Source organism: Planktothrix sp. PLAVEN19ND, from assembly GCF_057220675.1.
Genome location: NZ_CM170132.1, coordinates 3,541,861 through 3,568,405, shown reverse-complemented (window position 1 = coordinate 3,568,405; position 26,545 = coordinate 3,541,861). Strand labels below are relative to the sequence as shown.

The following is a 26,545-nucleotide window of genomic DNA, read 5'->3' as shown; positions in this document are numbered from 1 at the left end:
TATGTGATTTAAAATAATCTACGATCATAAGATGAACCTTGTCGCTCTCTTTCTATTTCAAAACGTTGTCGGACAAGGCAATAAATTTCTCTAGCCAAAACTTCTACTTGATCTGTTTTAGTTTCAGCCTGTTTTGTTTCCTCCTTTTGTGCTTCACTTATCAACGAAACCCGAGAATCTTCCAGTCCTATATTTGAGCGAGTAAGAGTCTGAACAGGTTCAGCTTTACGACTAGCAGTTTTTTGTTCCTGTTGTAACCTAGTTTGGATTGTTTTTTCCATGAGTGCTTTTACAGGAGTTGGCTGCTGTTGTAAATCTAAACTGTGAACTCCTGTAACACCCCTAGAAATCCCAGGGGGTAGGAGCATCCCAGTCCGAATATCCGACATCTGCTTTCGGTTTTTCCGCTCCTTTGCTGGTCGCCCTTCTTTTGTGGAGAAAGCTTGCACAACAGTTGGTTCACTTGGCGTTGAATTGCTTTCACCGAGCAATTCTTCAATACTTGACCAAGAATCAGGAACATCTGAGGTTGAGAAATCGCTTTCTTGCCGTCGAATCATTGTACCTTGTTTTGATGATTCATTATTGAAAATAGGTTCGGATTTTGGATCTATATTAGTCCCTGATAGAGAAGCAAACTGATCAAAATTATCTGAAATATTTTCATGTTCATCTTTTGACAGTATGGGATTAGTTTCAAGGAAGGAAGTTTCTGAGATCAATTTAGATGTTTGAACCAGAGGTTGAAAAATACCTAAAGGTTTGCTAGAGGTAAGATTTTCTAATACTTGAGGAAGTTTGGAAATAGCACCAGGTTGTCTTAACAATTGTGCAACAGTTTGACTTTTTGGTTGTTTTTGGATAGGGGGATAATTAGAGATTTCTGGTGTAATAATATCTGTGGGATTAGTTGTGGAATCTGGTTGTTTTTGAATAGGAGAATAATTAGAGATTTCTGGGTTAATAATATCTCTGGGATTAATTGCGGAATCTGGTTGTTTTTGCAGAGGGGGATAATTAGAGATTTCTGGGTTAATAATATCCGTGGGATTAGTTGTGGAATCTGGTTGTTTTTGCAGAGGAGAATAATTAGAGATTTCTGGGTTAATAATATCTCTGGGATTAATTGCGGAATCTGGTTGTTTTTGCAGAGGAGAATAATTAGATATTTCTGGTGCAAGAATATCCGTGGGATTAGTTGTGGAATCTGGTTGTTTTTGAATAGGGGGATAATTAGATATTTCTGGTGCAAGAATATCCGTGGGATTAATTGCGGAATCTGGTTGTTTTTGCAGAGGAGAATAATTAGATATTTCTGGTGCAAGAATATCCGTGGGATTAGTTGTGGAATCTGGTTGTTTTTGAATAGGGGGATAATTAGAGATTTCTGGGTTAATAATATCTCTGGGATTAATTGCGGAATCTGGTTGTTTTTGCAGAGGGGGGTAATTAGAGATTTCTGGGTTGGTAATATCCGTGGGACTAGTTGTGGAATCCGGTTGTTTTTGAATAGGGGGATAATTAGATATTTCTGGATTAATAATATCCTGGGAATCACTACTGTCTGTGGGATTAGTTGTAGAATCTGGTTGTTTTTGGAGAGGAGAATAATTAGATATTTCTGGTGTAACAATATCCGTGGGATTAGTTGTGGAATCTGGTTGTTTTTGCAGAGGAGAATAATTAGATATTTCTGGTGTAACAATATCTCTGGGATTAATTGCGGAATCTGGTTGTTTTTGCAGAGGAGAATAATTAGAGATTTCTGGGTTAATAATATCTCTGGGATTAATTGCGGAATCTGGTTGTTTTTGCAGAGGAGAATAATTAGAGATTTCTGGGTTAATAATATCTCTGGGATTAATTGCGGAATCTGGTTGTTTTTGCAGAGGGGGATAATTAGAGATTTCTGGGTTGATAATATCTCTGGGACTAATTGTGGAATCTGGTTGTTTCTGAATAGGGGAGTAATTAGAGATTTCTGGTGTAATAATATCTGTGGGACTAATTGTGGAATCTGGTTGTTTCTGTAGAGGGGAGTAATTAGAGATTTCTGGATTAATAATATCCGTGGGATTAGTTGTGGAATCTGGTTGTTTTTGGAGAGGAGAATAATTAGAGATTTCTGGGTTAATAATATCTCTGGGATTAATTGCGGAATCTGGTTGTTTTTGAATAGGGGGATAATTAGAGATTTCTGGGTTGATAATATCTCTGGGATTAATTGCGGAATCTGGTTGTTTTTGAATAGGGGGATAATTAGAGATTTCTGGTGTAATAATATCCGTGGGATTAGTTATGGAATCTGGTTGTTTTTGCAGAGGGGGATAATTAGATATTTCTGGTGTAGCAATATCCTGGGAATCACTACTATCTGTGGGACTAATTGTGGAATCTGGTTGTTTTTGCAGAGGGGGATAATTAGAGATTTCTGGTGTAATAATATCCGTGGGATTAGTTATGGAATCTGGTTGTTTTTGAATAGGGGGATAATTAGAGATTTCTGGGTTGATAATATCTCTGGGATTAATTGCGGAATCTGGTTGTTTTTGCAGAGGGGGATAATTAGAGATTTCTGGGTTGATAATATCTCTGGGATTAATTGCGGAATCTGGTTGTTTTTGCAGAGGAGAATAATTAGAGATTTCTGGGTTAATAATATCTCTGGGATTAATTGCGGAATCTGGTTGTTTTTGAATAGGGGGATAATTAGAGATTTCTGGTGTAATAATATCCGTGGGATTAGTTATGGAATCTGGTTGTTTTTGCAGAGGGGGATAATTAGATATTTCTGGATTAATAATATCCGTGGGATTAATTGCGGAATCTGGTTGTTTTTGCAGAGGAGAATAATTAGATATTTCTGGATTAATAATATCCGTGGGATTAATTGCGGAATCTGGTTGTTTTTGCAGAGGAGAATAATTAGATATTTCTGGTGTAATAATATTTCTGGGATTAATTGTGGAATCTGGTTGTTTTTGGAGAAGGGGATAATTAGATATTTCTGGATTAATAATATCCTGGGAATCACTACTATCTGTGGGACTAATTGTGGAATCTGGTTGTTTTTGCAGAGGAGAATAATTAGATATTTCTGGTGTAACAATATCTCTGGGATTAATTGCGGAATCTGGTTGTTTTTGCAGAGGAGAATAATTAGATATTTCTGGTGTAACAATATCTCTGGGACTAATTGTGGAATCTGGTTGTTTCTGTAGAGGAGAATAATTAGAGATTTCTGGGTTAATAATATCTCTGGGATTAATTGCGGAATCTGGTTGTTTTTGGAGAAGGGGATAATTAGATATTTCTGGGTTGATAATATCTCTGGGATTAATTGTGGAATCTGGTTGTTTTTGGAGAAGGGGATAATTAGATATTTCTGGATTAATAATATCCTGGGAATCACTACTATCTGTGGGACTAATTGTGGAATTCGGTTGTTTTTGAATAGGGGAGTAATTAGATATTTTTGGATTAATAATATCTGTGGGACTAATTGTGGAATCTGGTTGTTTTTGCAGAGGGGGATAATTAGATACTTCTGGTGTAGCAATATCCTGGGAATCACTACTATCTGTGGGACTAATTGTGGAATCTGGTTGTTTTTGCAGAGGGGGATAATTAGAGATTTCTGGTGTAACAATATCTCTGGGATTAGTTGTGGAATCTGGTTGTTTCTGAATAGGGGAGTAATTAGATATTTCTGGTGTAGCAATATCCTGGGAATCACTACTATCTGTGGGACTAATTGTGGAATCTGGTTGTTTTTGGAGAGGGGGATAATTAGATATTTCTGGATTGATAATATCTCTGGGATTAATTGCGGAATCTGGTTGTTTTTGCAGAGGAGAATAATTAGATATTTCTGGTGTAATAATATTTCTGGGATTAATTGTGGAATCTGGTTGTTTTTGCAGAGGAGAATAATTAGATATTTCTGGTGTAACAATATCTCTGGGACTAATTGTGGAATCTGGTTGTTTCTGTAGAGGAGAATAATTAGAGATTTCTGGGTTAATAATATCTCTGGGATTAATTGCGGAATCTGGTTGTTTTTGCAGAGGGGGATAATTAGATATTTCTGGGTTGATAATATCTCTGGGATTAATTGTGGAATCTGGTTGTTTTTGGAGAAGGGGATAATTAGATATTTCTGGATTAATAATATCCTGGGAATCACTACTGTCTGTGGGATTAATTGTGGAATTCGGTTGTTTTTGAATAGGGGAGTAATTAGAGATTTCTGGGTTGATAATATCTCTGGGACTAATTGTGGAATCTGGTTGTTTCTGAATAGGGGAGTAATTAGAGATTTCTGGGTTGATAATATCTCTGGGACTAATTGTGGAATCTGGTTGTTTCTGAATAGGGGAGTAATTAGAGATTTCTGGGTTGATAATATCTCTGGGACTAATTGTGGAATCTGGTTGTTTCTGAATAGGGGAGTAATTAGAGATTTCTGGGTTGATAATATCTCTGGGACTAATTGTGGAATCTGGTTGTTTCTGAATAGGGGAGTAATTAGAGATTTCTGGGTTGATAATATCTCTGGGACTAATTGTGGAATCTGGTTGTTTTTGAATAGGGGAGTAATTAGAGATTTCTGGTGTAATAATATCTGTGGGACTAATTGTGGAATCTGGTTGTTTTTGCGGAGGGGGATAATTAGAGATTTCTGGATTAATAATATCCGTGGGATTAATTGTGGAATCTGGTTGTTTTTGCAGAGGGGGATAATTAGATATTTCTGGTGTAGCAATATCCTGGGAATCACTACTATCTGTGGGACTAATTGTGGAATCTGGTTGTTTTTGCAGAGGAGGATAATTAGAGATTTCTGGTGTAACAATATCTCTGGGATTAGTTGTGGAATCTGGTTGTTTCTGAATAGGGGAGTAATTAGATATTTCTGGTGTAGCAATATCCTGGGAATCACTACTATCTGTGGGACTAATTGCGGAATCTGGTTGTTTTTGCAGAGGGGGATAATTAGAGATTTCTGGGTTAATAATATCTCTGGGATTAATTGCGGAATCTGGTTGTTTTTGCAGAGGGGGATAATTAGAGATTTCTGGGTTAATAATATCTCTGGGATTAATTGCGGAATCTGGTTGTTTTTGCAGAGGAGAATAATTAGATATTTCTGGTGTAACAATATCTCTGGGATTAATTGCGGAATCTGGTTGTTTTTGCAGAGGAGAATAATTAGATATTTCTGGTGTAACAATATCCGTGGGATTAGTTGTGGAATCTGGTTGTTTTTGCAGAGGAGAATAATTAGATATTTCTGGTGTAACAATATCTCTGGGATTAATTGCGGAATCTGGTTGTTTTTGCAGAGGAGAATAATTAGATATTTCTGGTGTAACAATATCCGTGGGATTAGTTGTGGAATCTGGTTGTTTTTGCAGAGGAGAATAATTAGATATTTCTGGGTTAATAATATCTCTGGGATTAATTGCGGAATCTGGTTGTTTTTGCAGAGGAGAATAATTAGATATTTCTGGTGTAACAATATCCGTGGGATTAGTTGTGGAATCTGGTTGTTTTTGCAGAGGAGAATAATTAGATATTTCTGGTGTAACAATATCTCTGGGACTAATTGTGGAATCTGGTTGTTTCTGTAGAGGAGAATAATTAGATATTTCTGGGTTAACAATATCTCTGGGATTAATTGCGGAATCTGGTTGTTTTTGCAGAGGAGAATAATTAGAGATTTCTGGTGTAACAATATCTCTGGGACTAATTGTGGAATCTGGTTGTTTCTGTAGAGGAGAATAATTAGATATTTCTGGGTTAATAATATCTCTGGGATTAATTGTGGAATCTGGTTGTTTCTGTAGAGGAGAATAATTAGATATTTCTGGGTTAATAATATCTCTGGGATTAATTGTGGAATCTGGTTGTTTCTGTAGAGGAGAATAATTAGATATTTCTGGGTTAATAATATCTCTGGGATTAATTGCGGAATCTGGTTGTTTTTGCAGAGGAGAATAATTAGATATTTCTGGTGTAACAATATCTCTGGGATTAGTTGTGGAATCTGGTTGTTTCTGAATAGGGGAGTAATTAGATATTTCTGGTGTAGCAATATCCTGGGAATCACTACTATCTGTGGGACTAATTGTGGAATCTGGTTGTTTTTGGAGAGGGGGATAATTAGATATTTCTGGATTGATAATATCTCTGGGATTAATTGCGGAATCTGGTTGTTTTTGCAGAGGAGAATAATTAGATATTTCTGGTGTAATAATATTTCTGGGATTAATTGTGGAATCTGGTTGTTTTTGCAGAGGAGAATAATTAGATATTTCTGGTGTAACAATATCTCTGGGACTAATTGTGGAATCTGGTTGTTTCTGTAGAGGAGAATAATTAGAGATTTCTGGGTTAATAATATCTCTGGGATTAATTGCGGAATCTGGTTGTTTTTGCAGAGGGGGATAATTAGATATTTCTGGGTTGATAATATCTCTGGGATTAATTGTGGAATCTGGTTGTTTTTGGAGAAGGGGATAATTAGATATTTCTGGATTAATAATATCCTGGGAATCACTACTGTCTGTGGGATTAATTGTGGAATTCGGTTGTTTTTGAATAGGGGAGTAATTAGAGATTTCTGGGTTGATAATATCTCTGGGACTAATTGTGGAATCTGGTTGTTTCTGAATAGGGGAGTAATTAGAGATTTCTGGGTTGATAATATCTCTGGGACTAATTGTGGAATCTGGTTGTTTCTGAATAGGGGAGTAATTAGAGATTTCTGGGTTGATAATATCTCTGGGACTAATTGTGGAATCTGGTTGTTTCTGAATAGGGGAGTAATTAGAGATTTCTGGGTTGATAATATCTCTGGGACTAATTGTGGAATCTGGTTGTTTTTGAATAGGGGAGTAATTAGAGATTTCTGGTGTAATAATATCTGTGGGACTAATTGTGGAATCTGGTTGTTTTTGCGGAGGGGGATAATTAGAGATTTCTGGATTAATAATATCCGTGGGATTAATTGTGGAATCTGGTTGTTTTTGCAGAGGGGGATAATTAGATATTTCTGGTGTAGCAATATCCTGGGAATCACTACTATCTGTGGGACTAATTGTGGAATCTGGTTGTTTTTGCAGAGGAGGATAATTAGAGATTTCTGGTGTAACAATATCTCTGGGATTAGTTGTGGAATCTGGTTGTTTCTGAATAGGGGAGTAATTAGATATTTCTGGTGTAGCAATATCCTGGGAATCACTACTATCTGTGGGACTAATTGTGGAATCTGGTTGTTTTTGGAGAGGGGGATAATTAGAGATTTCTGGATTGATAATATCTCTGGGATTAATTGTGGAATCTGGTTGTTTTTGGAGAGGGGGATAATTAGAGATTTCTGGATTGATAATATCTCTGGGATTAATTGCGGAATCTGGTTGTTTTTGCAGAGGGGGATAATTAGAGATTTCTGGGTTAATAATATCTCTGGGATTAATTGCGGAATCTGGTTGTTTTTGCAGAGGAGAATAATTAGATATTTCTGGTGTAACAATATCTCTGGGATTAATTGCGGAATCTGGTTGTTTTTGCAGAGGAGAATAATTAGATATTTCTGGTGTAACAATATCCGTGGGATTAGTTGTGGAATCTGGTTGTTTTTGCAGAGGAGAATAATTAGATATTTCTGGGTTAATAATATCTCTGGGATTAATTGCGGAATCTGGTTGTTTTTGCAGAGGAGAATAATTAGATATTTCTGGTGTAACAATATCCGTGGGATTAGTTGTGGAATCTGGTTGTTTTTGCAGAGGAGAATAATTAGATATTTCTGGTGTAACAATATCTCTGGGACTAATTGTGGAATCTGGTTGTTTCTGTAGAGGAGAATAATTAGATATTTCTGGGTTAACAATATCTCTGGGATTAATTGCGGAATCTGGTTGTTTTTGCAGAGGAGAATAATTAGAGATTTCTGGTGTAACAATATCTCTGGGACTAATTGTGGAATCTGGTTGTTTCTGTAGAGGAGAATAATTAGATATTTCTGGGTTAATAATATCTCTGGGATTAATTGTGGAATCTGGTTGTTTCTGTAGAGGAGAATAATTAGATATTTCTGGGTTAATAATATCTCTGGGATTAATTGTGGAATCTGGTTGTTTCTGTAGAGGAGAATAATTAGATATTTCTGGGTTAATAATATCTCTGGGATTAATTGTGGAATCTGGTTGTTTTTGCAGAGGGGGATAATTAGAGATTTCTGGTGTAACAATATCTCTGGGATTAGTTGTGGAATCTGGTTGTTTCTGAATAGGGGAGTAATTAGATATTTCTGGTGTAGCAATATCCTGGGAATCACTACTATCTGTGGGACTAATTGTGGAATCTGGTTGTTTTTGGAGAGGGGGATAATTAGATATTTCTGGATTGATAATATCTCTGGGATTAATTGCGGAATCTGGTTGTTTTTGCAGAGGAGAATAATTAGATATTTCTGGTGTAATAATATTTCTGGGATTAATTGTGGAATCTGGTTGTTTTTGCAGAGGAGAATAATTAGATATTTCTGGTGTAACAATATCTCTGGGACTAATTGTGGAATCTGGTTGTTTCTGTAGAGGAGAATAATTAGAGATTTCTGGGTTAATAATATCTCTGGGATTAATTGCGGAATCTGGTTGTTTTTGCAGAGGGGGATAATTAGATATTTCTGGGTTGATAATATCTCTGGGATTAATTGTGGAATCTGGTTGTTTTTGGAGAAGGGGATAATTAGATATTTCTGGATTAATAATATCCTGGGAATCACTACTGTCTGTGGGATTAATTGTGGAATTCGGTTGTTTTTGAATAGGGGAGTAATTAGAGATTTCTGGGTTGATAATATCTCTGGGACTAATTGTGGAATCTGGTTGTTTCTGAATAGGGGAGTAATTAGAGATTTCTGGGTTGATAATATCTCTGGGACTAATTGTGGAATCTGGTTGTTTCTGAATAGGGGAGTAATTAGAGATTTCTGGGTTGATAATATCTCTGGGACTAATTGTGGAATCTGGTTGTTTCTGAATAGGGGAGTAATTAGAGATTTCTGGGTTGATAATATCTCTGGGACTAATTGTGGAATCTGGTTGTTTTTGAATAGGGGAGTAATTAGAGATTTCTGGTGTAATAATATCTGTGGGACTAATTGTGGAATCTGGTTGTTTTTGAATAGGGGAGTAATTAGAGATTTCTGGATTAATAATATCCGTGGGATTAATTGTGGAATCTGGTTGTTTTTGCAGAGGGGGATAATTAGATATTTCTGGTGTAGCAATATCCTGGGAATCACTACTATCTGTGGGACTAATTGTGGAATCTGGTTGTTTTTGCAGAGGAGGATAATTAGAGATTTCTGGTGTAACAATATCTCTGGGATTAGTTGTGGAATCTGGTTGTTTCTGAATAGGGGAGTAATTAGATATTTCTGGTGTAGCAATATCCTGGGAATCACTACTATCTGTGGGACTAATTGTGGAATCTGGTTGTTTTTGGAGAGGGGGATAATTAGAGATTTCTGGATTGATAATATCTCTGGGATTAATTGTGGAATCTGGTTGTTTTTGGAGAGGGGGATAATTAGAGATTTCTGGATTGATAATATCTCTGGGATTAATTGCGGAATCTGGTTGTTTTTGCAGAGGAGAATAATTAGATATTTCTGGTGTAACAATATCTCTGGGATTAATTGCGGAATCTGGTTGTTTTTGCAGAGGAGAATAATTAGATATTTCTGGTGTAACAATATCCGTGGGATTAGTTGTGGAATCTGGTTGTTTTTGCAGAGGAGAATAATTAGAGATTTCTGGGTTAATAATATCTCTGGGATTAATTGCGGAATCTGGTTGTTTTTGCAGAGGAGAATAATTAGATATTTCTGGTGTAACAATATCCGTGGGATTAGTTGTGGAATCTGGTTGTTTTTGCAGAGGAGAATAATTAGATATTTCTGGTGTAACAATATCTCTGGGACTAATTGTGGAATCTGGTTGTTTCTGTAGAGGAGAATAATTAGATATTTCTGGGTTAACAATATCTCTGGGATTAATTGTGGAATCTGGTTGTTTCTGTAGAGGAGAATAATTAGATATTTCTGGGTTAACAATATCTCTGGGATTAATTGTGGAATCTGGTTGTTTTTGCAGAGGAGAATAATTAGAGATTTCTGGTGTAACAATATCTCTGGGACTAATTGTGGAATCTGGTTGTTTCTGTAGAGGAGAATAATTAGATATTTCTGGGTTAATAATATCTCTGGGATTAATTGTGGAATCTGGTTGTTTCTGTAGAGGAGAATAATTAGATATTTCTGGGTTAATAATATCTCTGGGATTAATTGTGGAATCTGGTTGTTTCTGTAGAGGAGAATAATTAGATATTTCTGGGTTAATAATATCTCTGGGATTAATTGTGGAATCTGGTTGTTTCTGTAGAGGAGAATAATTAGATATTTCTGGTGTAACAATATCTCTGGGACTAATTGTGGAATCTGGTTGTTTCTGTAGAGGAGAATAATTAGAGATTTCTGGGTTAATAATATCTCTGGGATTAATTGCGGAATCTGGTTGTTTTTGGAGAAGGGGATAATTAGATATTTCTGGATTAATAATATCCTGGGAATCACTACTATCTGTGGGACTAATTGTGGAATTCGGTTGTTTTTGAATAGGGGAGTAATTAGATATTTTTGGATTAATAATATCTGTGGGACTAATTGTGGAATCTGGTTGTTTTTGCAGAGGAGAATAATTAGATATTTCTGGTGTAATAATATCCGTGGGATTAGTTGTGGAATCTGGTTGTTTTTGCAGAGGAGAATAATTAGAGATTTCTGGGTTAATAATATCTCTGGGATTAATTGCGGAATCTGGTTGTTTTTGCAGAGGAGAATAATTAGAGATTTCTGGGTTAATAATATCTCTGGGATTAATTGCGGAATCTGGTTGTTTTTGCAGAGGAGAATAATTAGAGATTTCTGGGTTAATAATATCTCTGGGATTAATTGCGGAATCTGGTTGTTTTTGCAGAGGAGAATAATTAGAGATTTCTGGGTTAATAATATCTCTGGGATTAATTGCGGAATCTGGTTGTTTTTGCAGAGGAGAATAATTAGAGATTTCTGGTGTAACAATATCTCTGGGATTAATTGTGGAATCTGGTTGTTTTTGGAGAAGGGGATAATTAGATATTTCTGGTGTAACAATATCTCTGGGATTAATTGCGGAATCTGGTTGTTTTTGCAGAGGAGAATAATTAGATATTTCTGGTGTAACAATATCCGTGGGATTAGTTGTGGAATCTGGTTGTTTTTGCAGAGGAGAATAATTAGATATTTCTGGTGTAACAATATCTCTGGGACTAATTGTGGAATCTGGTTGTTTCTGTAGAGGAGAATAATTAGAGATTTCTGGGTTAATAATATCTCTGGGATTAATTGTGGAATCTGGTTGTTTTTGGAGAAGGGGATAATTAGATATTTCTGGTGTAACAATATCTCTGGGATTAATTGCGGAATCTGGTTGTTTTTGCAGAGGGGGATAATTAGAGATTTCTGGATTAATAATATCCGTGGGATTAGTTGTGGAATCTGGTTGTTTTTGCAGAGGGGGATAATTAGATATTTCTGGGTTGATAATATCTCTGGGATTAGTTGTGGAATCTGGTTGTTTTTGCAGAGGGGGATAATTAGATATTTCTGGGTTGATAATATCCTGGGAATCACTACTATCTGTGGAACTAATTGTTTTTAAAGAATCAGTTTCTATAGAATCAATAACTGATTCTTCTGTTGTTAATGTTTCCTGGTTTTCTGATGATTTTTTTGATAATTTATTAATGGGTTCTTGGCTTATTTTTTCTCTAGGAAATTCCGATTTTTTTTGAAAAAAATGAGATGTGGAACTTTTACTGTTTTGAATAACAGAGTTTTTTCGTATTTTTTGATCTATCCTAAAAGGAAAAATGGTTTCTGTTTGTTGTTGTATGGGTAATTCTGAATCTGTGGATGGGGTTTCTGTTTGTTGTTGTATGGGTAATTCTGAATCTGTGGATGGGGTTTCTTTTTGTTGTTGTATGGGTAATTCTGATGAGAGTTGAATTGGGATTGAAGGGGATACAGTTTTGTCAGATGGTGGTTCAATAATTGGTGAATTTTCAGTTAATGAATTTTTAGTAAAGGGTCGAAATTCATTGAGGTCATAATCCTGCCAATTTTCATGATCCTGAAAACTTTGTAATAGGGTTTGATTGGGAGAAATTAATGACCAATTAATTAGGTTAATTGACCGTGAACCCAGAGGTGATATTGATTGCATGGACAAAAATTTCTGTCCCAAGGTCGTTGGGGTCAAAAGAGGATTTTTAATTCCTAGAGCTTCTTCTTCTGGGGTTATTTCGGCACTTTCTTGATTAATATTCTGTTGATTTTCCATCGACTCAGCCATCAATAAAATACCTGTCTAATTACTAGGAAAAAATCCAACACTACCTCGACTTAAGCCAACACTTGCCCGACCTCCTCCTTGGTTGGTTTTAACTTGTAAACCTTCATAGGCTAAAGTTAATTCTTCAATCGCCACTGAGTTGCCATCGGCTTGAAATCCAGGAGCTTTCCAACTAATCGGAACTGCACCAATTAATGTCCAACACATCATGGTTTCTCCAGCTTGATTAAAGAGCAATATATTAACATTTCGACGGCTTTTGGGTATCTCACTGAGAACAGAATTAATCCATTGCCAAAATGTTAAATCATCGGTCATTCCCCGTTTGAGAGTGACATCGGTAAATTCAGCATGACCTAAAATAATTCTTTGTTGATCGTTAACACCTCCTTCTAAATAGGTTTCTTTTTTAACATTAACTCCCAAACCCGAACACTCGGTAAAGGAAGCTTTAACTTCGCTTTCCATTTCAACATAGAAGCGATTAACGGTAATATAATTTTTTTGCATGATTTTTATATTCAACCTCTATAATTCATACTACGTTCTTTTTGCCAACGTAAATCTTCTAACATCAGTTGATAAATTCGGTCAGCTAACAACCGCATTTTTAAGGGGTCGTTTCTGATTTCTTCGGCAATATTGCAGAGGTGATCAAAATTAGTTTCAGAGTCGCTATCAGACTGATTGCTCTGAATTTTGGCTGAGGCGCCGTAACCCGCAGGGGCATTTAATTCGTGGATGGGTTTCCAATTTGGCGGAATGTCTTGATTGAATGCCATAATGAGCGAACCTCTGCCAATTATGCCTAGTATAAAAAATCGGGAGGTTGGTAGGTATTAACCAAAGGTCGAATCTTGATCACGGATTAAACGGATTTCACGGGTTTCGCGGATTAAGAATAGGTATAATACCCGTTTTACTCAGCAATTCCTGGCTTTCTTGGGTGTTCAAGATTTCGGCAAACCGATCACCGATGGCTTCTCGACGGTTATCGCGCCTGAAAATAACGGCCAGGGGGTAGGCTAGGGGATAATCACCTGTCTGAAAAGCCTGGTAATTTGGGTAATAACTGCCTTTTTGACTGCACAAATCGGTAGTCGGATCAATGGGTTGCTGATTTTCTTGGATCAGGGGTTGGATGAACTTGTTATTGCGATCGCCTACTGCTAAAGGATATACTGAACACTGGCCAAATACTTGAGAGATCGCCCCAAATCCGATCGCCCCAATTTGTTCGTTTTCAAACTCTTGCAAAACAGTCCGCAACGCTGAAATAGTTGGCAATTGTACGATTTTCGGGAGATTCCCTTCAGAATTCCCTGATCGAGAGGTGCGATCGCCTCTTTCTACCATTTTCCTAAATTGTGCAATTAATTCGGCTTCTTGAAGGACGCGATCCTCAAAAAGACGGATAGCTTCTTGACTGTCGGGAATATACAGCCGCACAGGTAAGTCTGGCCCCCCTAACTGTTGCCAGTTGGTAATGCGTCCGGTGTAGAGTTGTTGCAGTTGTTGAATGCTAATTTGGCCGTTAAGATATTTCGGGAGAGACAAATCCCGTTGTTCATAACTAAAGGGAACGTAAACGGTTAAACCGTCATAGGCAAAGGTTCGCGCCTTGAGATCGTTGCTAAGATTTGTTGTTAGACTACTAATGGCAAAATCAACATTTCCTAATTGAACTTCGGCGATCGCTTTTTCCCCTGTGGGTTGGGGCAGATATTTTAACTGAAGTTGAGGTCGTCGTTGGGCGAATTCTGCTTCTAAGGTTTGATCTTTTTTGATTAGGTTAGGCTGTCGCCAAATATAATTCCAAATCCCATTCTCCTCCCCACTATAAGTAAATTTCCCGGTCGGAACTCCGGCCACATCACTAATACAGCAGGGAATATTATTCTTAGCCACCGGATCGGGTCGCCAACCTAGCCACCAGACTAACCCACTTACCAACAAACCCAAAAGGAAAAATAGCAACAGCCACCACCACCATTTCTTCTGGCGTTTACGGGTTTCCTCGGTCGGTAGAGAATCGCTATAGCTGGTGTTTAGGGGGTTTTCTTCGGGTAGGTTTAATAGGGCACGACGGGCTTCTGTGGCACTACTAAAGGGGGTATCAAGTTCTAATAAACGCCATAAAAACAATTTCAGGGCGATATCGGTTTTACCCCAATCTTGATTTGATCTGGGTTCAAAAAAGCGATCATTGTCATCGGTGTTCACTCCTGCTAACAGATAAAAACAAACATAACCTAATGCTTTTAAATCCTGGGGGACGGTAGGAGTCAGACGGACATCGGTCGGGGGATCAAATAACCTCTCCCAAAGGGCTAAATCTCCTAAATAAACGCGAAATTGAGGATCGTGGAAATAAAGTTGTTCTTGAGGTGAAATGAACACACTATCGAGACTCAGATTGCCATGAACAAAACTAGCTTGAATTTGGCCGTTTGGTAAGCGAAATTTTTGACCGTGAAGGTATTCTAAACTTTGCAGTGCTTGGTTGAGAAAGTAACGCATTTGGCGGGGAGACATTGCCCCTTTGCGGCTTAAATAGGTGCGGGCGGTGATGCCATCATTAATAGTAGTAATTAGATAGCATCGTTCACGATCATTGCGATCGCTAATCGCTTCTATAACTTCTGTAATTCGCCCGGTTTGGATTCTGCCATCAGCTAAGGATAAGCCACTAATATTTTCAAAGGCAATTTGGGTTTGAATTGCTTCTTTTTCGTTAAAATAACGTTTGGGAAGTAAATATTCTTGAATCATAACGGGTTGTTCTTCTAATAACTGAATCCCGGTATAAATTCGCTTTTGACCTCGACTATTTATAAAGCGTTCAATGCGATAACGTCCCCGTTTCCCTTGAATTTCTCCCTGCTGGGGTAAGGGGGTGGGAAATCCACATTTGGGGCAGGATTTTAGTTCAGGATTATCTGCGATCGCTTGTCGAGGTTCTTGACAGTTTAAAGGGTTTTTAAATGGACAGCGATATTTTTCATAAAGGGGGAAACCACCAGATAAAAATTCTTCCTGTATTTCAAAGGATGAAGAAATTTCTTCGGCGGCGGTTTCTTCTTCGGTTTCCGGTCTAAATAAGTCCCTAATATCTTCTTGAATTAAGGGCAGAAACCAACGTAGGTAAGGAGGTAATAAATTGTAGATTCCATAGCGCAATCCGTAGGTTAAATAGCTCAATCTGCCAGTGATTGTCCACATCCCTTGTCTTTTGAATTCTTCAACGCTACGGCGGGGAACTTTGGGTTTAAATTTAGGTACTGTCACGATTTATTATGGGTAATGGGGATCACGGATTTAAGAGGATTTCACGGATTTCACGGATTTTAATCTGCGTAATCCTGTTAAAATCCGTGATCCTATTTTACTCCGGTTCTGAGGAATATGATTCGGCGAAGGCGATCGCATCATCTGGGGATAATTTATTATTAATAATAGCCATAATTCCTGGCAAATATTTATCCATTGTCAAGACATTAATATAAACTAAATTATTCACAAGTCCGGTGGTAAAACGCTCATGTTCCACATCAATACTGGTTTTGTAGCGAATTTCACCATCGCTATAATTTAGTTCAAAATTACCTATTGTTGTGCCATAGTTAACTTTAGTTAAGAATTCTGCCATAGCTGATATTTTTTCGGGAGGCGTATTGACTGGACACAGGGAGTAAAATACAAATTGTCGATTTTCTTCTATGGATAAAGCGAAACAAGTCCAACGTCCATGATCTCCTTCAAACACCATTTGTAAAATCGATTCTTCCGACATTTCTACAAATTCCCAATCATCTTCGCTAAAGAATTCTCGCATAACTTCAGAAATTGAGCGAGATTGATTAATGCTATTTTCATCGGGATCAATGGTTTTGAGAAATTTAATAAAATTATTTGTATCTAGGGAAATCTGACCCTTTGATTGATCATTCTCAACTTCATTAGTTTCGATTTGATTAAAGGTTTCTTTGATAAAATTAGAAAGGGATTGTAAAATTTCTGAAGCCCCATTTAGGGTGTTAAAGGCTGCACTTAATTTGAGATAATCCCAAACCGTTCGATATTGAATTATATCGGTTTCTTGCTGTTGTTCTACGATTAAACAATACCAATTTTCTGTATAATTTAACTCTTGATCAGAATCGGTATTAGCAGGAGCAGCGTTGAGGTGATCAATAATAGCATCGTTGGTCTGACATTCTGAGAATTGGAGTAATAAATCGGGACGTAATTCTATGACAAAATCCAGATTAAAACCCTGTTTAAATTCTCCCTCTTTGATGGGGATTAAGGCATTTTTTTTTAGGTTAAATAATTGATTTTTGAGAATATTTTGATATTGTTGATCACTAATATTAAGTTTTAAACAGCAGCGATCATAGTGATTGTTGGGTTTTTTGTTAAAGGCGATCGCTATGCCTTTAAAAGCCAATAAATTATCAGAATCCTCCCTAAATATTAACTCTCGATCAATTGGCAAGAATTGTAATACTGTTTCAATATTCATCATTTAAACTAATTTCCTTACACTAATTTTTCGTTAAGCAATTAATTGTTGATCCTGCCGTTAGTATTACATAATTACTGTACAAATCCTATTCTACTTTAGTCTAAATCAACCCAGATAAGTCCCGTGAGCAAAGGTAAGGAAAGTCTATTTTTTCTTAGGATCAGCCCGGACAGAAATTTCGACGGTGGCAGGATCAATTCGTTTAACTTTAGTATTAACATCAAGGGGTGTTTTTTGACCCTTACTAGCCTTGGTTGATTGAGGTTGAGACCCTTGTTTTTCGTCTGCTAATTTCTCAAATGCTTGGTTTTCTTTTGTTTCATCCTTAATCGGCTTTTGAGGCTCTTTGGTGGCTTTTTCTGATGTTTTTTTAGGTTGATCTTCTTTAGCCCTATCTTCTTTCTCAGATTGAGATCCTTTGCCCAATAAACTAGTGCTGCGGGAGCGAGTTCCTGCTTCTTTCTCAGATTGAGATCCTTTGCCCAATAAACTAGGACTGCGAGAGCGGGTTCCTGCTTCTTTCTGGGATTGAGATCCTTTGCCGAATAAACTAGGACTGCGGGAGCGAGTTCCTTCTTCTTTAGGTGTGAGATTATCTAAATTTTTAGCGATCGCCGCCGTATTTTCATCCGTCGGTTCCTGCGGACGACCTTTGACCTGAATATCATAGCTAATGCTACTACCAATTGTTGCAGAACCCACAACTTTTAGCAAATCTAAATCAAAATCAACACAAAGTTTATCCAGTTTTTTCTGAACAATATCGGGGTCTGGATATTGATTAACAATTTGTTGAATTAACGTCACAATATCATCGACAATATCATCGGGTAAAGCCAGATTATTAGCAACGGATGAACCTTTTTTCTTGCGTTGATTTTGTTGCTCATCCTGATCTTGCTGTTTTGTAATCATCACTCGCATGGTCAGTTTGTTACCGCGAATACTTTTAGTGATATTAGCCTGTTCTTTTTGTTTACCACCGCCACCAAAGCCCATGCTAAGACCTGATACTAACATACTACCTGCAATCAGAAGTCCCGCACCCACAAGTGCCTTTGTTTGGCTGCTTTTATCGGATTTTGAGGGATTTTCATTAGTATCTAAAGCCTCTGAACCCTCTGAATTGTTTTCTGCTTCTCTCTGGACGAAGTAAGGCACTTCCTGACTGACTCGCTGCACCGTGCGAGAAAGGAGAGGGGAAGGTGCTGTGGGGGATTCACCGGACTGTTGGACAACGTGGGTAAGTTCGTGGGCGAGGAGCCTTGTCCCGCCAGGACTGTGGGGAGCATAAGCACCCTGGCGGAAGAAAACGTCAGATCCGGTGGTAAAGGCGCGGGCATCGAGGGAACGACTGAGGCGATCGCCCTCCGTATCATGATGAATCCGTACCTGGGCAAAGTCAAAACCAAAGGCATTTTCCATCGGTTCCCGCACGGGGGCAGGTAGGGGTTGACCTTGACCGAGGGAACGCTGAATCGCGGTTTCTACCCCAGAATGGGCATCAAGCATTTGATCAGTTCCGGCAGCTTGACGCTGGGCTTTTGTTGATTGCTCGTCATCGGGAAGCACCCCAATAATCACATATTTACTACCATCGGGTTTAAGGGTATTTAGACTTAAGGTTTTGAGTTTATATTGAGATTTCAGAGCCGGAAGTTGACTTTTAACTGCTTTTGGTTTGGGTTTTTTATTAATAATTGATTTGAGTTTCTGAGCAACTTTAGGCAAAATCTTATTCTTCGCCATTAATTTCGCCGTTAATGTCAAACTAGCTTTCTTCTTATTTCCTGTAATTTTCTGTTTGACAACGAGTTGATTTTTCTTGTCTTTCCAAACAGATTCAGCCGACCGTTGCACCATCAGATTTAGGGGTAATTCTTCTTGACTGACTCCCGAATCAACCTGTCGTTGAACTTTAGTGGCTTCCACTTGACCGACAATTTGATATTTATTTTTACCTTTTTTAGTCAACTTCAACTGTTTGAGTTTATGTTTAGATTGAATTCCTGATAATTTTTGACCCACGGCATCAGGATCTCGGAGATTTCTCGCTATATTTTGAGTGTGATGACCCGCACCTTTAATTTGTTTTTTGGCATCATTCTGAGGTTGTTTTTTATCTTTATTTTTCTTGTCTTTAGCCGTTTTACCTTTGCCTTTGCCTTTGCCTTTCCCTACACCTTTGGCTTTGCGGGCTGTTTTTCCTTTCTTGCTTTTACTCCCTCCAAAGAAACCTGCTGCTCCCGCAAATATTCCCCCGATGGTTTTATCTACAGGTGCTTTTAATGTCGTGACAATTTTCTTGATTTTACTAGGAATTCCCCCAACACCAATTAGGGATGCTAAGAATCCTAATAAAACAGGAATCATTTTAGCTAAAGCCTGTTCAATCATCATCGCCATCACCGCCGGGGTGCCATCACAAATCGCTTTTAGAGTGTCTAAGATAGCTTGCACAAAGAGTTTAATGTCTTCCCGTTTTTCCACAAAAAAGGAAATCACATCAAAAATCACCTTAGCGATTTTAGCGATTCCTGACGCCGGATTCATCATGCCAATCAGCCAACTAATCCCCGCCTTGACAATTTCCACAATTGCCATTTCCATCAAACCTTTGAGGAAGATTTTTTTCATATCATCCAAGGAGGATTTGATGAACTCCCAAACCCCTGATATACCATCTTTAATTAAGGTACTAAAGAAGGTAAAAATAAATTTTACGCCCGGTTGCAGTCCTGAAATGAAGTCAAGGGCATCTTCTCCTAAAGACCCGATTAAATCCTTAGCAAATCCCAGAATACCGCCAAGGCCGCCACTAATACTTCCTAAGATGTTTTGTACAGAATCAGGGAAAGTTTCTACGGCTTCTACCCCTTCATTAATTAAAGTCATAATCACATCGGGGCCAGCTTCTACGACCAATTTAACTAAATCCCAAAGATAGTTGAGACTATCGATGCCTTTCTTGAGGACGACATCGAGAATAAACTGAATTAATTTCGTAGCTGGCCCACCTAAAATATTTTCAACAATGCCAAAAATATAGTCTTTTGTTAAACCTAAAACCTGTAAAATAATATCTAAGAATCCTTTTAAATCAAATTTTTCAGGAAGTTTTAAGTCTCCTAAGTTTCCAAATAACCAAGTAATTAACCCATTAAGTAAATGTTTCCCAATATTATTGGCAAAATTCTTAATTCCATCTCCAATCCCTTTAAAGAGATTCTTCATAAATAGCACCGGATCATCGATCAGGGCGTCAATCACATCTTCGGCTAGAGCTCCAATAAAAACACTTAAAATTTTCTTAATCGGCCAGAGGAGAAGTTTAATAATATTCTTGGCTAAATCTCCAATAAATTTTAAAGCTTTACTAATTAAGCTGGCATTTTCGGCTTTTAACTGTTCAATGCGTTTATCAAGTTCTTTTAAACTAGATTGATATTTTTTAGTTAAATCTTCCAGGAGTTGATTTTGTTTATCGCTAATACTCTGCTCAAGTTGATCAAATTTAGTTTGCACATCCGCCGCCGATTGCGCACCAATTTCTTGCAGGTCTTTCGGTAAGGTTTGTACATAAGCATTGACCTTTTCTCGCCCTTGGTTAACTTCTGTTTGGGCTGCGGTTAATCCTTTTTCAACAATTCCACCAATATTAGAGATACTTTTTTTAACTTCTTCAATATATAGTTTTTTTCCTTCTTCATAAAAAACATTGACTTCATCGGGTAAGCCCGCAAACTTATCTCTAATCCAGGTGATGAAGTCAAAAATGCGAAGTTCTCCAACTTTCACCATTTTGATCCCAAACCAGTAAGGCTTAGGTAATTTAATCGGAAATACCAAAGTATAGCGTTTATCTTTATACTCAGCCATTCTCCTTTTAACATGACCTTCAAAGGCATTTTTAGCTGCACTAATCCCGCGATTAAACTCAGTATTAACATCACTATCCATTTTCCCTAGAATAGCTTTAACATTCCCCTGAGTTTTGTCAAAAATACTTTGGATATTGGTATTAATTTCAGTCCGTTTAATTTCATCCTGAGTCTTGGTTGCCTCTTGGGAATCTCCGGTCTGCTGCATTGACTCTGTACGAGTCGCATACATATCCTGATTGGATTGTTTCGCCGATGCCTGGGCGTCAGTTTTGGCTGTAGTCAGGGTTTCCTGTTCCCCTTGACGGAATTTTTGGGGGCCTTCTGTGGTGCCATGGGTCTTGGCTTCTTTTAAGGCATCTAAGGCTTGTCCCCCGCCCTCTTCTTTCCAGGTTTCTAAACGGTCTACATCCAGGGGAACTTCTGCATCCGGTTGGGCAACGGACTGGGGTTTAACTTCTTCTTTGCGTTGAATCGAGACTTCAGGAAGCAGTTGAATGGTTTCCCCCCCCCTCTGCTTAGTAAGGGGGGTTGGGGGGATCGCATCTGTCATCCCCTCACTTACCAAGGAGGGGTTAGGGGTGGTTAGGGGTGGTGTGATCACTTGTTCAGCGATTTGATCGGCTTGAACTTCATCAGGATCACTGCTAGAGCCAACCATTGACTTCGCCTGAATCTCACCAAACGCACCCTCTAAATTCTCGGTTGTTTTTGCTAAAGGTTCTTCAATTTCCTTGTCTGTTTTTGGCTTGGGAACGGCTTTTTCTGCTTCAATTTCTGGGGGTACAGTCCCCACAACTTCCTGAGTCGGTTTCAGTTCGTCAACATTTTTAGGTTGTTCGGCTGCGGGTTCAGGCGGTGCTTTGGCTTCCTCTGGTAAACCCCCACCCGACTCTTTTTTGGCTCCCTTAACTTCGGTATTTAAGGCATTTTTAATATCATCGGTTTTGCCACTACTGGCAAAATTATCGGCTTGATCGGCGTTTTTGGGTTTAACTAACTGTAATTTTTCTAATAAACTATCTTCAAAAACTTTGCGGTCAAAGGGTTTCGGTTTTTTAGCATTCAGATCATCCATTTTTGTCGCTTGGGCTTCCCGCATTTGTTGATCGGGATCTTTGGCGGCGGTTTGGGCTTCCTCGGCTGCGGATCTGGGTGACTGGTGACTGGCTTGCTGATCGGCTTGTTGTTTGGACTGTTTAATCACCGCCCCAAAAGCGGGGTCGGCTTCGGGTGTTGCTGGTGCTTGATCACCTCTGACTTCGGGAACTGCGATCGGCGAAGTGTCGGCGGTTTTCGCTTCCCCTTCCGGGATGGGTGGGAGGGCTTCGGGCTGATCCGTTTGCTCAAGAGGGCCTTGAGGATTTTCTACAGCCCCAGGTTCGACTTTAAGCGGAAGCGGTACACTCTCTTTAGAAGGAGTTTGACCGCTTGCATCCTGTTTGCCTTTTTCGTCGGCTTTATCTTTAACTTTTGCTTCAGCTTCTTGACCTTCTTGTTTAGCCTGAGATTCTATTTTTTCCCCACTTTCTTTCTCTAATTTTCCTAAATTATCCCCACTTTCACCGGATTTAACTTTATTTTTAACGGTATCCGTATCTTCTTTAACTTTAGCGGTTTGAGTTTCAACTTTTTTCAGGGATTCCGCCGCTAAATATTTTTTCATTTCAGCGCCTTTATCCTCTTTGTCTTTCCCCTCTTGAGCTAATTCTTTTTTAGCGTCTTCTTGTTCTTTTTCAACGGTCTTTTTCCGTTCCTGTGACTTAGTTTCGGCTGTTTCTTTCGTATCCCCTTTAGTAACTGATGCTTCCTCAGTCTTTGTTTCGGTTTTTGCTTCGGTTTTTGTATCGGTTGTCGTCGCTTTTTTGTCTTCGGTTTTTGAGGTAGCAGGTTGAGACTTATTTTTATCTTCTTTTTGTAGAGATTTTTCAGGTAATGTTTTTAAGCCGGAGAGATTCAAGGGCGGATTTTTTTTAACTCTATTTTTAACAGCAGAAGGTTGGATTTGACGCTGAATTTGGGATTTTTTTTGAATTTTCCGACTCAGAGATTTGGGTTTAATTTTAGGGCCCGTTTGTTGAATCGTGTGGGTGAGTTCATGGGCGAGGAGTTTTTTGCCTTCGTCGGTATGGGGTGAATATTTACCTGAATTAAAATAGACATCTTGCTCATGGGTAAACGCTTGAGCACCAAGATCTTTACTGAGTTGAACCGCATCGGAACCCGTGTGAACTTTGACCCCACTAAAATCATTCCCAAATCGGTCTTCCATGAAGTCACGGGTTTCATCGGGTAGGGGGTTACCACCACCTTTACTACTTTTAACGCGGGTTTCAATATTCTCGCTGGCTGTAAATCCGCCGTTTCCTTGGCGGGAGATCAAGGTAGACTGTTTCAGGGTTTGGCTAATCCCTGATGGAATATGGTTGTCTATGGCTTTGAGGTGAACGACCCCTTCTATTTCCTTTTGTTGAAGAATTCCGCTTAACCGTTTGAGGTGAAGGGTTGCTTCTTGCTCATATCGCTGAATCCTTTGAGCTAGGGGTTTGAGGTGAACCGTTCCATCTTCTTCGGTGGCGCTTTGGATGCTTTCGGTTAGGGGTTTAAGGTGAACAGTTCCCTCTTCCTCCGGTGGCGCTTGAATGGTGTCCGTTGTCGGTTTCAGGTTAACGGTTCCCTGCTCCCCTACTCCCCCTGCTCCTCTACTCCCCTGCTCCCCCTGCTCCCCCTGCTCCCCCTGCTCCCCCTGCTCCCCCTGCTCCCCCTGCTCATCTTCCCCCCCTGCTCCCCCTGCTCCCCTGCTCCCCTGCTCCGCCGATGGCTGCACCGGAACAACCGTAGACACGACCTTATCCGCCATCGCATCGGCTTCTTTTTCGTATTTATCCCCCGGAGCGCCGACGACTAACTTGGCTTGCGGTGTTGCGGGAATATATTCACTAATTGAAATTTGACTAAAATTATAGCCAGAATTAAGATTCTGATTCCGTTGGATTTCTGGTGGAGGAGGAGCCGCCCCCACTAATTTTTGTTCACTGCTGCTGTCATCTTCTTTTAAAGCCAGTTGTTCATCCGCAAAGGGTCGCACACTGGTTAATCCTACTGTTGGTGACAGTTGGGGAATGGGAGTCGGCGTACTTTTTTTGACGGGTGTAACAACAGCTTTGGTATTCATTGTTTATTCTGTGGTTTTAGTTCATATTGAGCTTACTTTTTTGTCTAAGTCCCAATTATTTTTTCCTTCCCGAAGATTCCAAAGAATTTTTTATTTGTAGCAAATGGTGTTATCTGACTCCCTTATTTTCCGGAGGTTTGTGGCTGTTCAGATTCCTTGTCCTCATCATTATCATCTTTAGACTGTTCCTCATACGTTTTCCTTAGTGTCTTTAGTACATTTATTGCACTCTTCCACTGCTCTAATTCCACTTCTAGTTCGGCTAATTCCGTTAAAACTCTCCCGCGCAATATGTTGATATCATCCGCTTTCTCTTGTCTTCTCTCGTCATCACTTTTACCATGTTTCTTCAACCATTCATTACAGAGTCTCGACAATTCTCGTAAATAAGACTGTCTTGTCCACAAGTGTCTAACATATTCCTCCTTTGTTTCTAGATCGTACTTTTCTCTTACTGCCAACTCTCTGAGTTTAAATCTTCTAGCTTCCTCTACTTGCAGTCGCTTAACATTTCTTCTGATTTGTGATAGTGTACTTTCGAAACCCCAATTTGATGTCCATCTACTGAGTTTCGCACGCCATGAGACTTTGGGTAGTTCAGCATTAACATCAAACTCAAGCACCCGTTGAATCTTTTGTGTTTTTTGTCCCCCCCCCTGTTGCACAACATGAGTTAATTCATGGGCAATTAATTCCTGTCCACTTCGACTTCCTGGATTATATTCTCCCCGTTTAAAAAACAAATTTGGCCCCGTTGCAAAGGCACGGGAACTCAGGGAACGATTCAATTTATCCGCTTGACTATCAGTATGTACTTTCACTCCACTAAAATCTGCCCCCATTGCTTTTCCCATCTTCTGTTGCAGTCCCGCATCTAGGGGACTTCCACCACTTTTAGCACTTTGAATTGTTGTTTCTATATCTGTTGAAACTGCACCGCCAACCAGGGCTTTATTTTGGGGTTTAGCTTGAACTTCTTCTTCTTCCCCTTCCCGTTGAATCGCAGAAATATCGGATTTAGCTTGAACTTCTTCTTCTTCTTCCCCTTCCCGTTGAATCGCAGAAATATCAGGTTTAGCTTGAACTTCTTCTTCTTCTTCCCCTTCTCGTTGCAGGTCAGAAATATCAGATTTAGCTTGAATTTCTTCTTCTTCTTCCCCTTCCCGTTGTAGGTCAGAAATATCAGATTTAGCTTGAACTTCTTCTTCTTCTTCCCCTTCTCGTTGTAGGTCAGAAATATCAGATTTAGCTTGAACTTCTTCTTCTTCTTCCCCTTCCCGTTGCAGGTCAGAAATATCAGATTTAGCTTGAACTTCTTCTTCTTCTTCCCCTTCCCGTTGCAGGTCAGAAATATCAGATTTAGCTTGAACTTCTTCCTCGTCTTCCCCTTCCCGTTGCAGGTCAGAAATATCAGATTTAGCTTGAACTTCTTCTTCTTCTTCCCCTTCCCGTTGCAGGTCAGAAATATCAGATTTAGCTTGAACTTCTTCTTCTTCTTCCCCTTCTCGTTGCAGGTCAGAAATATCAGATTTAGCTTGAACTTCTTCCTCGTCTTCCCCTTCTCGTTGCAGGTCAGAAATATCAGATTTAGCTTGAACTTCTTCTTCTTCTTCCCCTTCCCGTTGCAGGTCAGAAATATCCGGTTTAGCTTGAACTTCTTCTTCTTCTTCCCCTTCTCGTTGCAGGTCAGAAATATCCGGTTTAGCTTGAACTTCTTCTTCTTCTTCCCCTTCTCGTTGCAGGTCAGAAATATCCGGTTTAGCTTGAACTTCTTCTTCTTCTTCCCCTTCTCGTTGCAGGTCAGAAATATCCGGTTTAGCTTGAACTTCTTCTTCTTCTTCCCCTTCTCGTTGCAGGTCAGAAATATCAGATTTGGCTTGAACTTCTTCTTCTGCTTCCTGACGTTGTACTCCTTTAGAAGATGTGGCTTTTTCTGTGGTAGGAGTATTAATTTGTTTGACCACTTTTTCCGCTACACTATCCGCTTCCTGTTCATATTTGTCCCCAGCTTGGCCGACGGTTAATTTTTTTTGTAGGGATAAATTAAACTTAGGCTGTACTCTGGCTGCTGACTCATCTTTTTTTGCTGAAATCGGGATTTCCGCAAAATTAAAACCCTGTTTTTTCTGTATTTGCTGATGGTTTATATCTTCGGTTTGGGGTTTCTGTGGTGTTGCGAGGTGGTTGTCCATGGGGCGAATATCTGTCAGGGATTTCGCTTGAATTGCGGTTTGATTGACAGATTTGACTTCATGGCGATTCTGTTTTTTTAGTCGTATTTTCATTATCAGACCCCATTACTTGCAGCTTAATACATTAACCAAGGCGGGTTACATTTTTATTAATTGTATCAATAAAATTGACAACCAAATCTATACTTAAGTATAATTTTAGTTTTGTCAGCAGAAAAAATCAGAGGATTTGATGCGATCGCCACTATGGCGCTACGCACTCTTAGAACAGCTGGATTTTGTAGAGACGCGCCATGGCGCGT

General features: G+C 39.0%; 7 protein-coding genes. All 7 read right to left on the bottom strand.

Annotated elements, in window-relative coordinates; genetic code table 11:
* Nucleotides 1–8: 8 nt before the first annotated feature.
* The 7 genes from AC2D3N_RS15580 to AC2D3N_RS15550 all read right to left on the bottom strand — a co-directional run bounded on the left by AC2D3N_RS15580 (nt 9) and on the right by AC2D3N_RS15550 (nt 26,336).
* Complete coding sequence (locus AC2D3N_RS15580; RefSeq protein ID WP_484691414.1) at nt 9–12,467, bottom strand: hypothetical protein; 12,459 nt, start codon at nt 12,465–12,467, stop codon at nt 9–11.
* A gap of 15 nt (nt 12,468–12,482) precedes the next feature.
* Nucleotides 12,483–12,977, bottom strand: coding sequence for a phage tail protein (locus AC2D3N_RS15575; protein ID WP_079681537.1), 495 nt, complete (start codon nt 12,975–12,977; stop codon nt 12,483–12,485).
* An 11-nt stretch (nt 12,978–12,988) separates the two neighbouring features.
* On the bottom strand, nt 12,989–13,249 hold the full coding sequence (locus AC2D3N_RS15570) for a hypothetical protein (protein ID WP_079681536.1): 261 nt from the start codon (nt 13,247–13,249) through the stop codon (nt 12,989–12,991).
* 97 nt (nt 13,250–13,346) lie between these two features.
* Nucleotides 13,347–15,755: a substrate-binding domain-containing protein gene (locus AC2D3N_RS15565; RefSeq protein WP_484691413.1), complete on the bottom strand. Its 2,409-nt coding sequence runs from the start codon at nt 15,753–15,755 to the stop codon at nt 13,347–13,349.
* Nucleotides 15,756–15,852: 97 nt separating this feature from the next.
* Complete coding sequence (locus AC2D3N_RS15560) at nt 15,853–16,995, bottom strand: type III secretion system chaperone family protein (RefSeq protein ID WP_484691412.1); 1,143 nt, start codon at nt 16,993–16,995, stop codon at nt 15,853–15,855.
* A gap of 144 nt (nt 16,996–17,139) precedes the next feature.
* Nucleotides 17,140–24,051, bottom strand: a complete 6,912-nt coding sequence (locus AC2D3N_RS15555; protein WP_484691411.1) for an eCIS core domain-containing protein — start codon at nt 24,049–24,051, stop codon at nt 17,140–17,142.
* A gap of 122 nt (nt 24,052–24,173) precedes the next feature.
* Nucleotides 24,174–26,336 carry an eCIS core domain-containing protein gene (locus AC2D3N_RS15550; RefSeq protein ID WP_484691410.1) on the bottom strand — a complete coding sequence of 721 codons (2,163 nt, stop codon included), beginning with the start codon at nt 26,334–26,336 and terminating at the stop codon, nt 24,174–24,176.
* Nucleotides 26,337–26,545 lie beyond the last annotated feature (209 nt).

What these genes read in the sequence shown, in the direction of transcription:
- AC2D3N_RS15580 (WP_484691414.1), bottom strand. Translation starts at nt 12,467, where the DNA reads ATGGCTGAGTCGATGGAAAATCAACAGAATATTAATCAAGAAAGTGCC.
- AC2D3N_RS15575 (WP_079681537.1), bottom strand. Translation starts at nt 12,977, where the DNA reads ATGCAAAAAAATTATATTACCGTTAATCGCTTCTATGTTGAAATGGAA.
- AC2D3N_RS15570 (WP_079681536.1), bottom strand. Translation starts at nt 13,249, where the DNA reads ATGGCATTCAATCAAGACATTCCGCCAAATTGGAAACCCATCCACGAA.
- AC2D3N_RS15560 (WP_484691412.1), bottom strand. Translation starts at nt 16,995, where the DNA reads ATGATGAATATTGAAACAGTATTACAATTCTTGCCAATTGATCGAGAG.
- AC2D3N_RS15555 (WP_484691411.1), bottom strand. Translation starts at nt 24,051, where the DNA reads ATGAATACCAAAGCTGTTGTTACACCCGTCAAAAAAAGTACGCCGACT.
- AC2D3N_RS15550 (WP_484691410.1), bottom strand. Translation starts at nt 26,336, where the DNA reads ATGAAAATACGACTAAAAAAACAGAATCGCCATGAAGTCAAATCTGTC.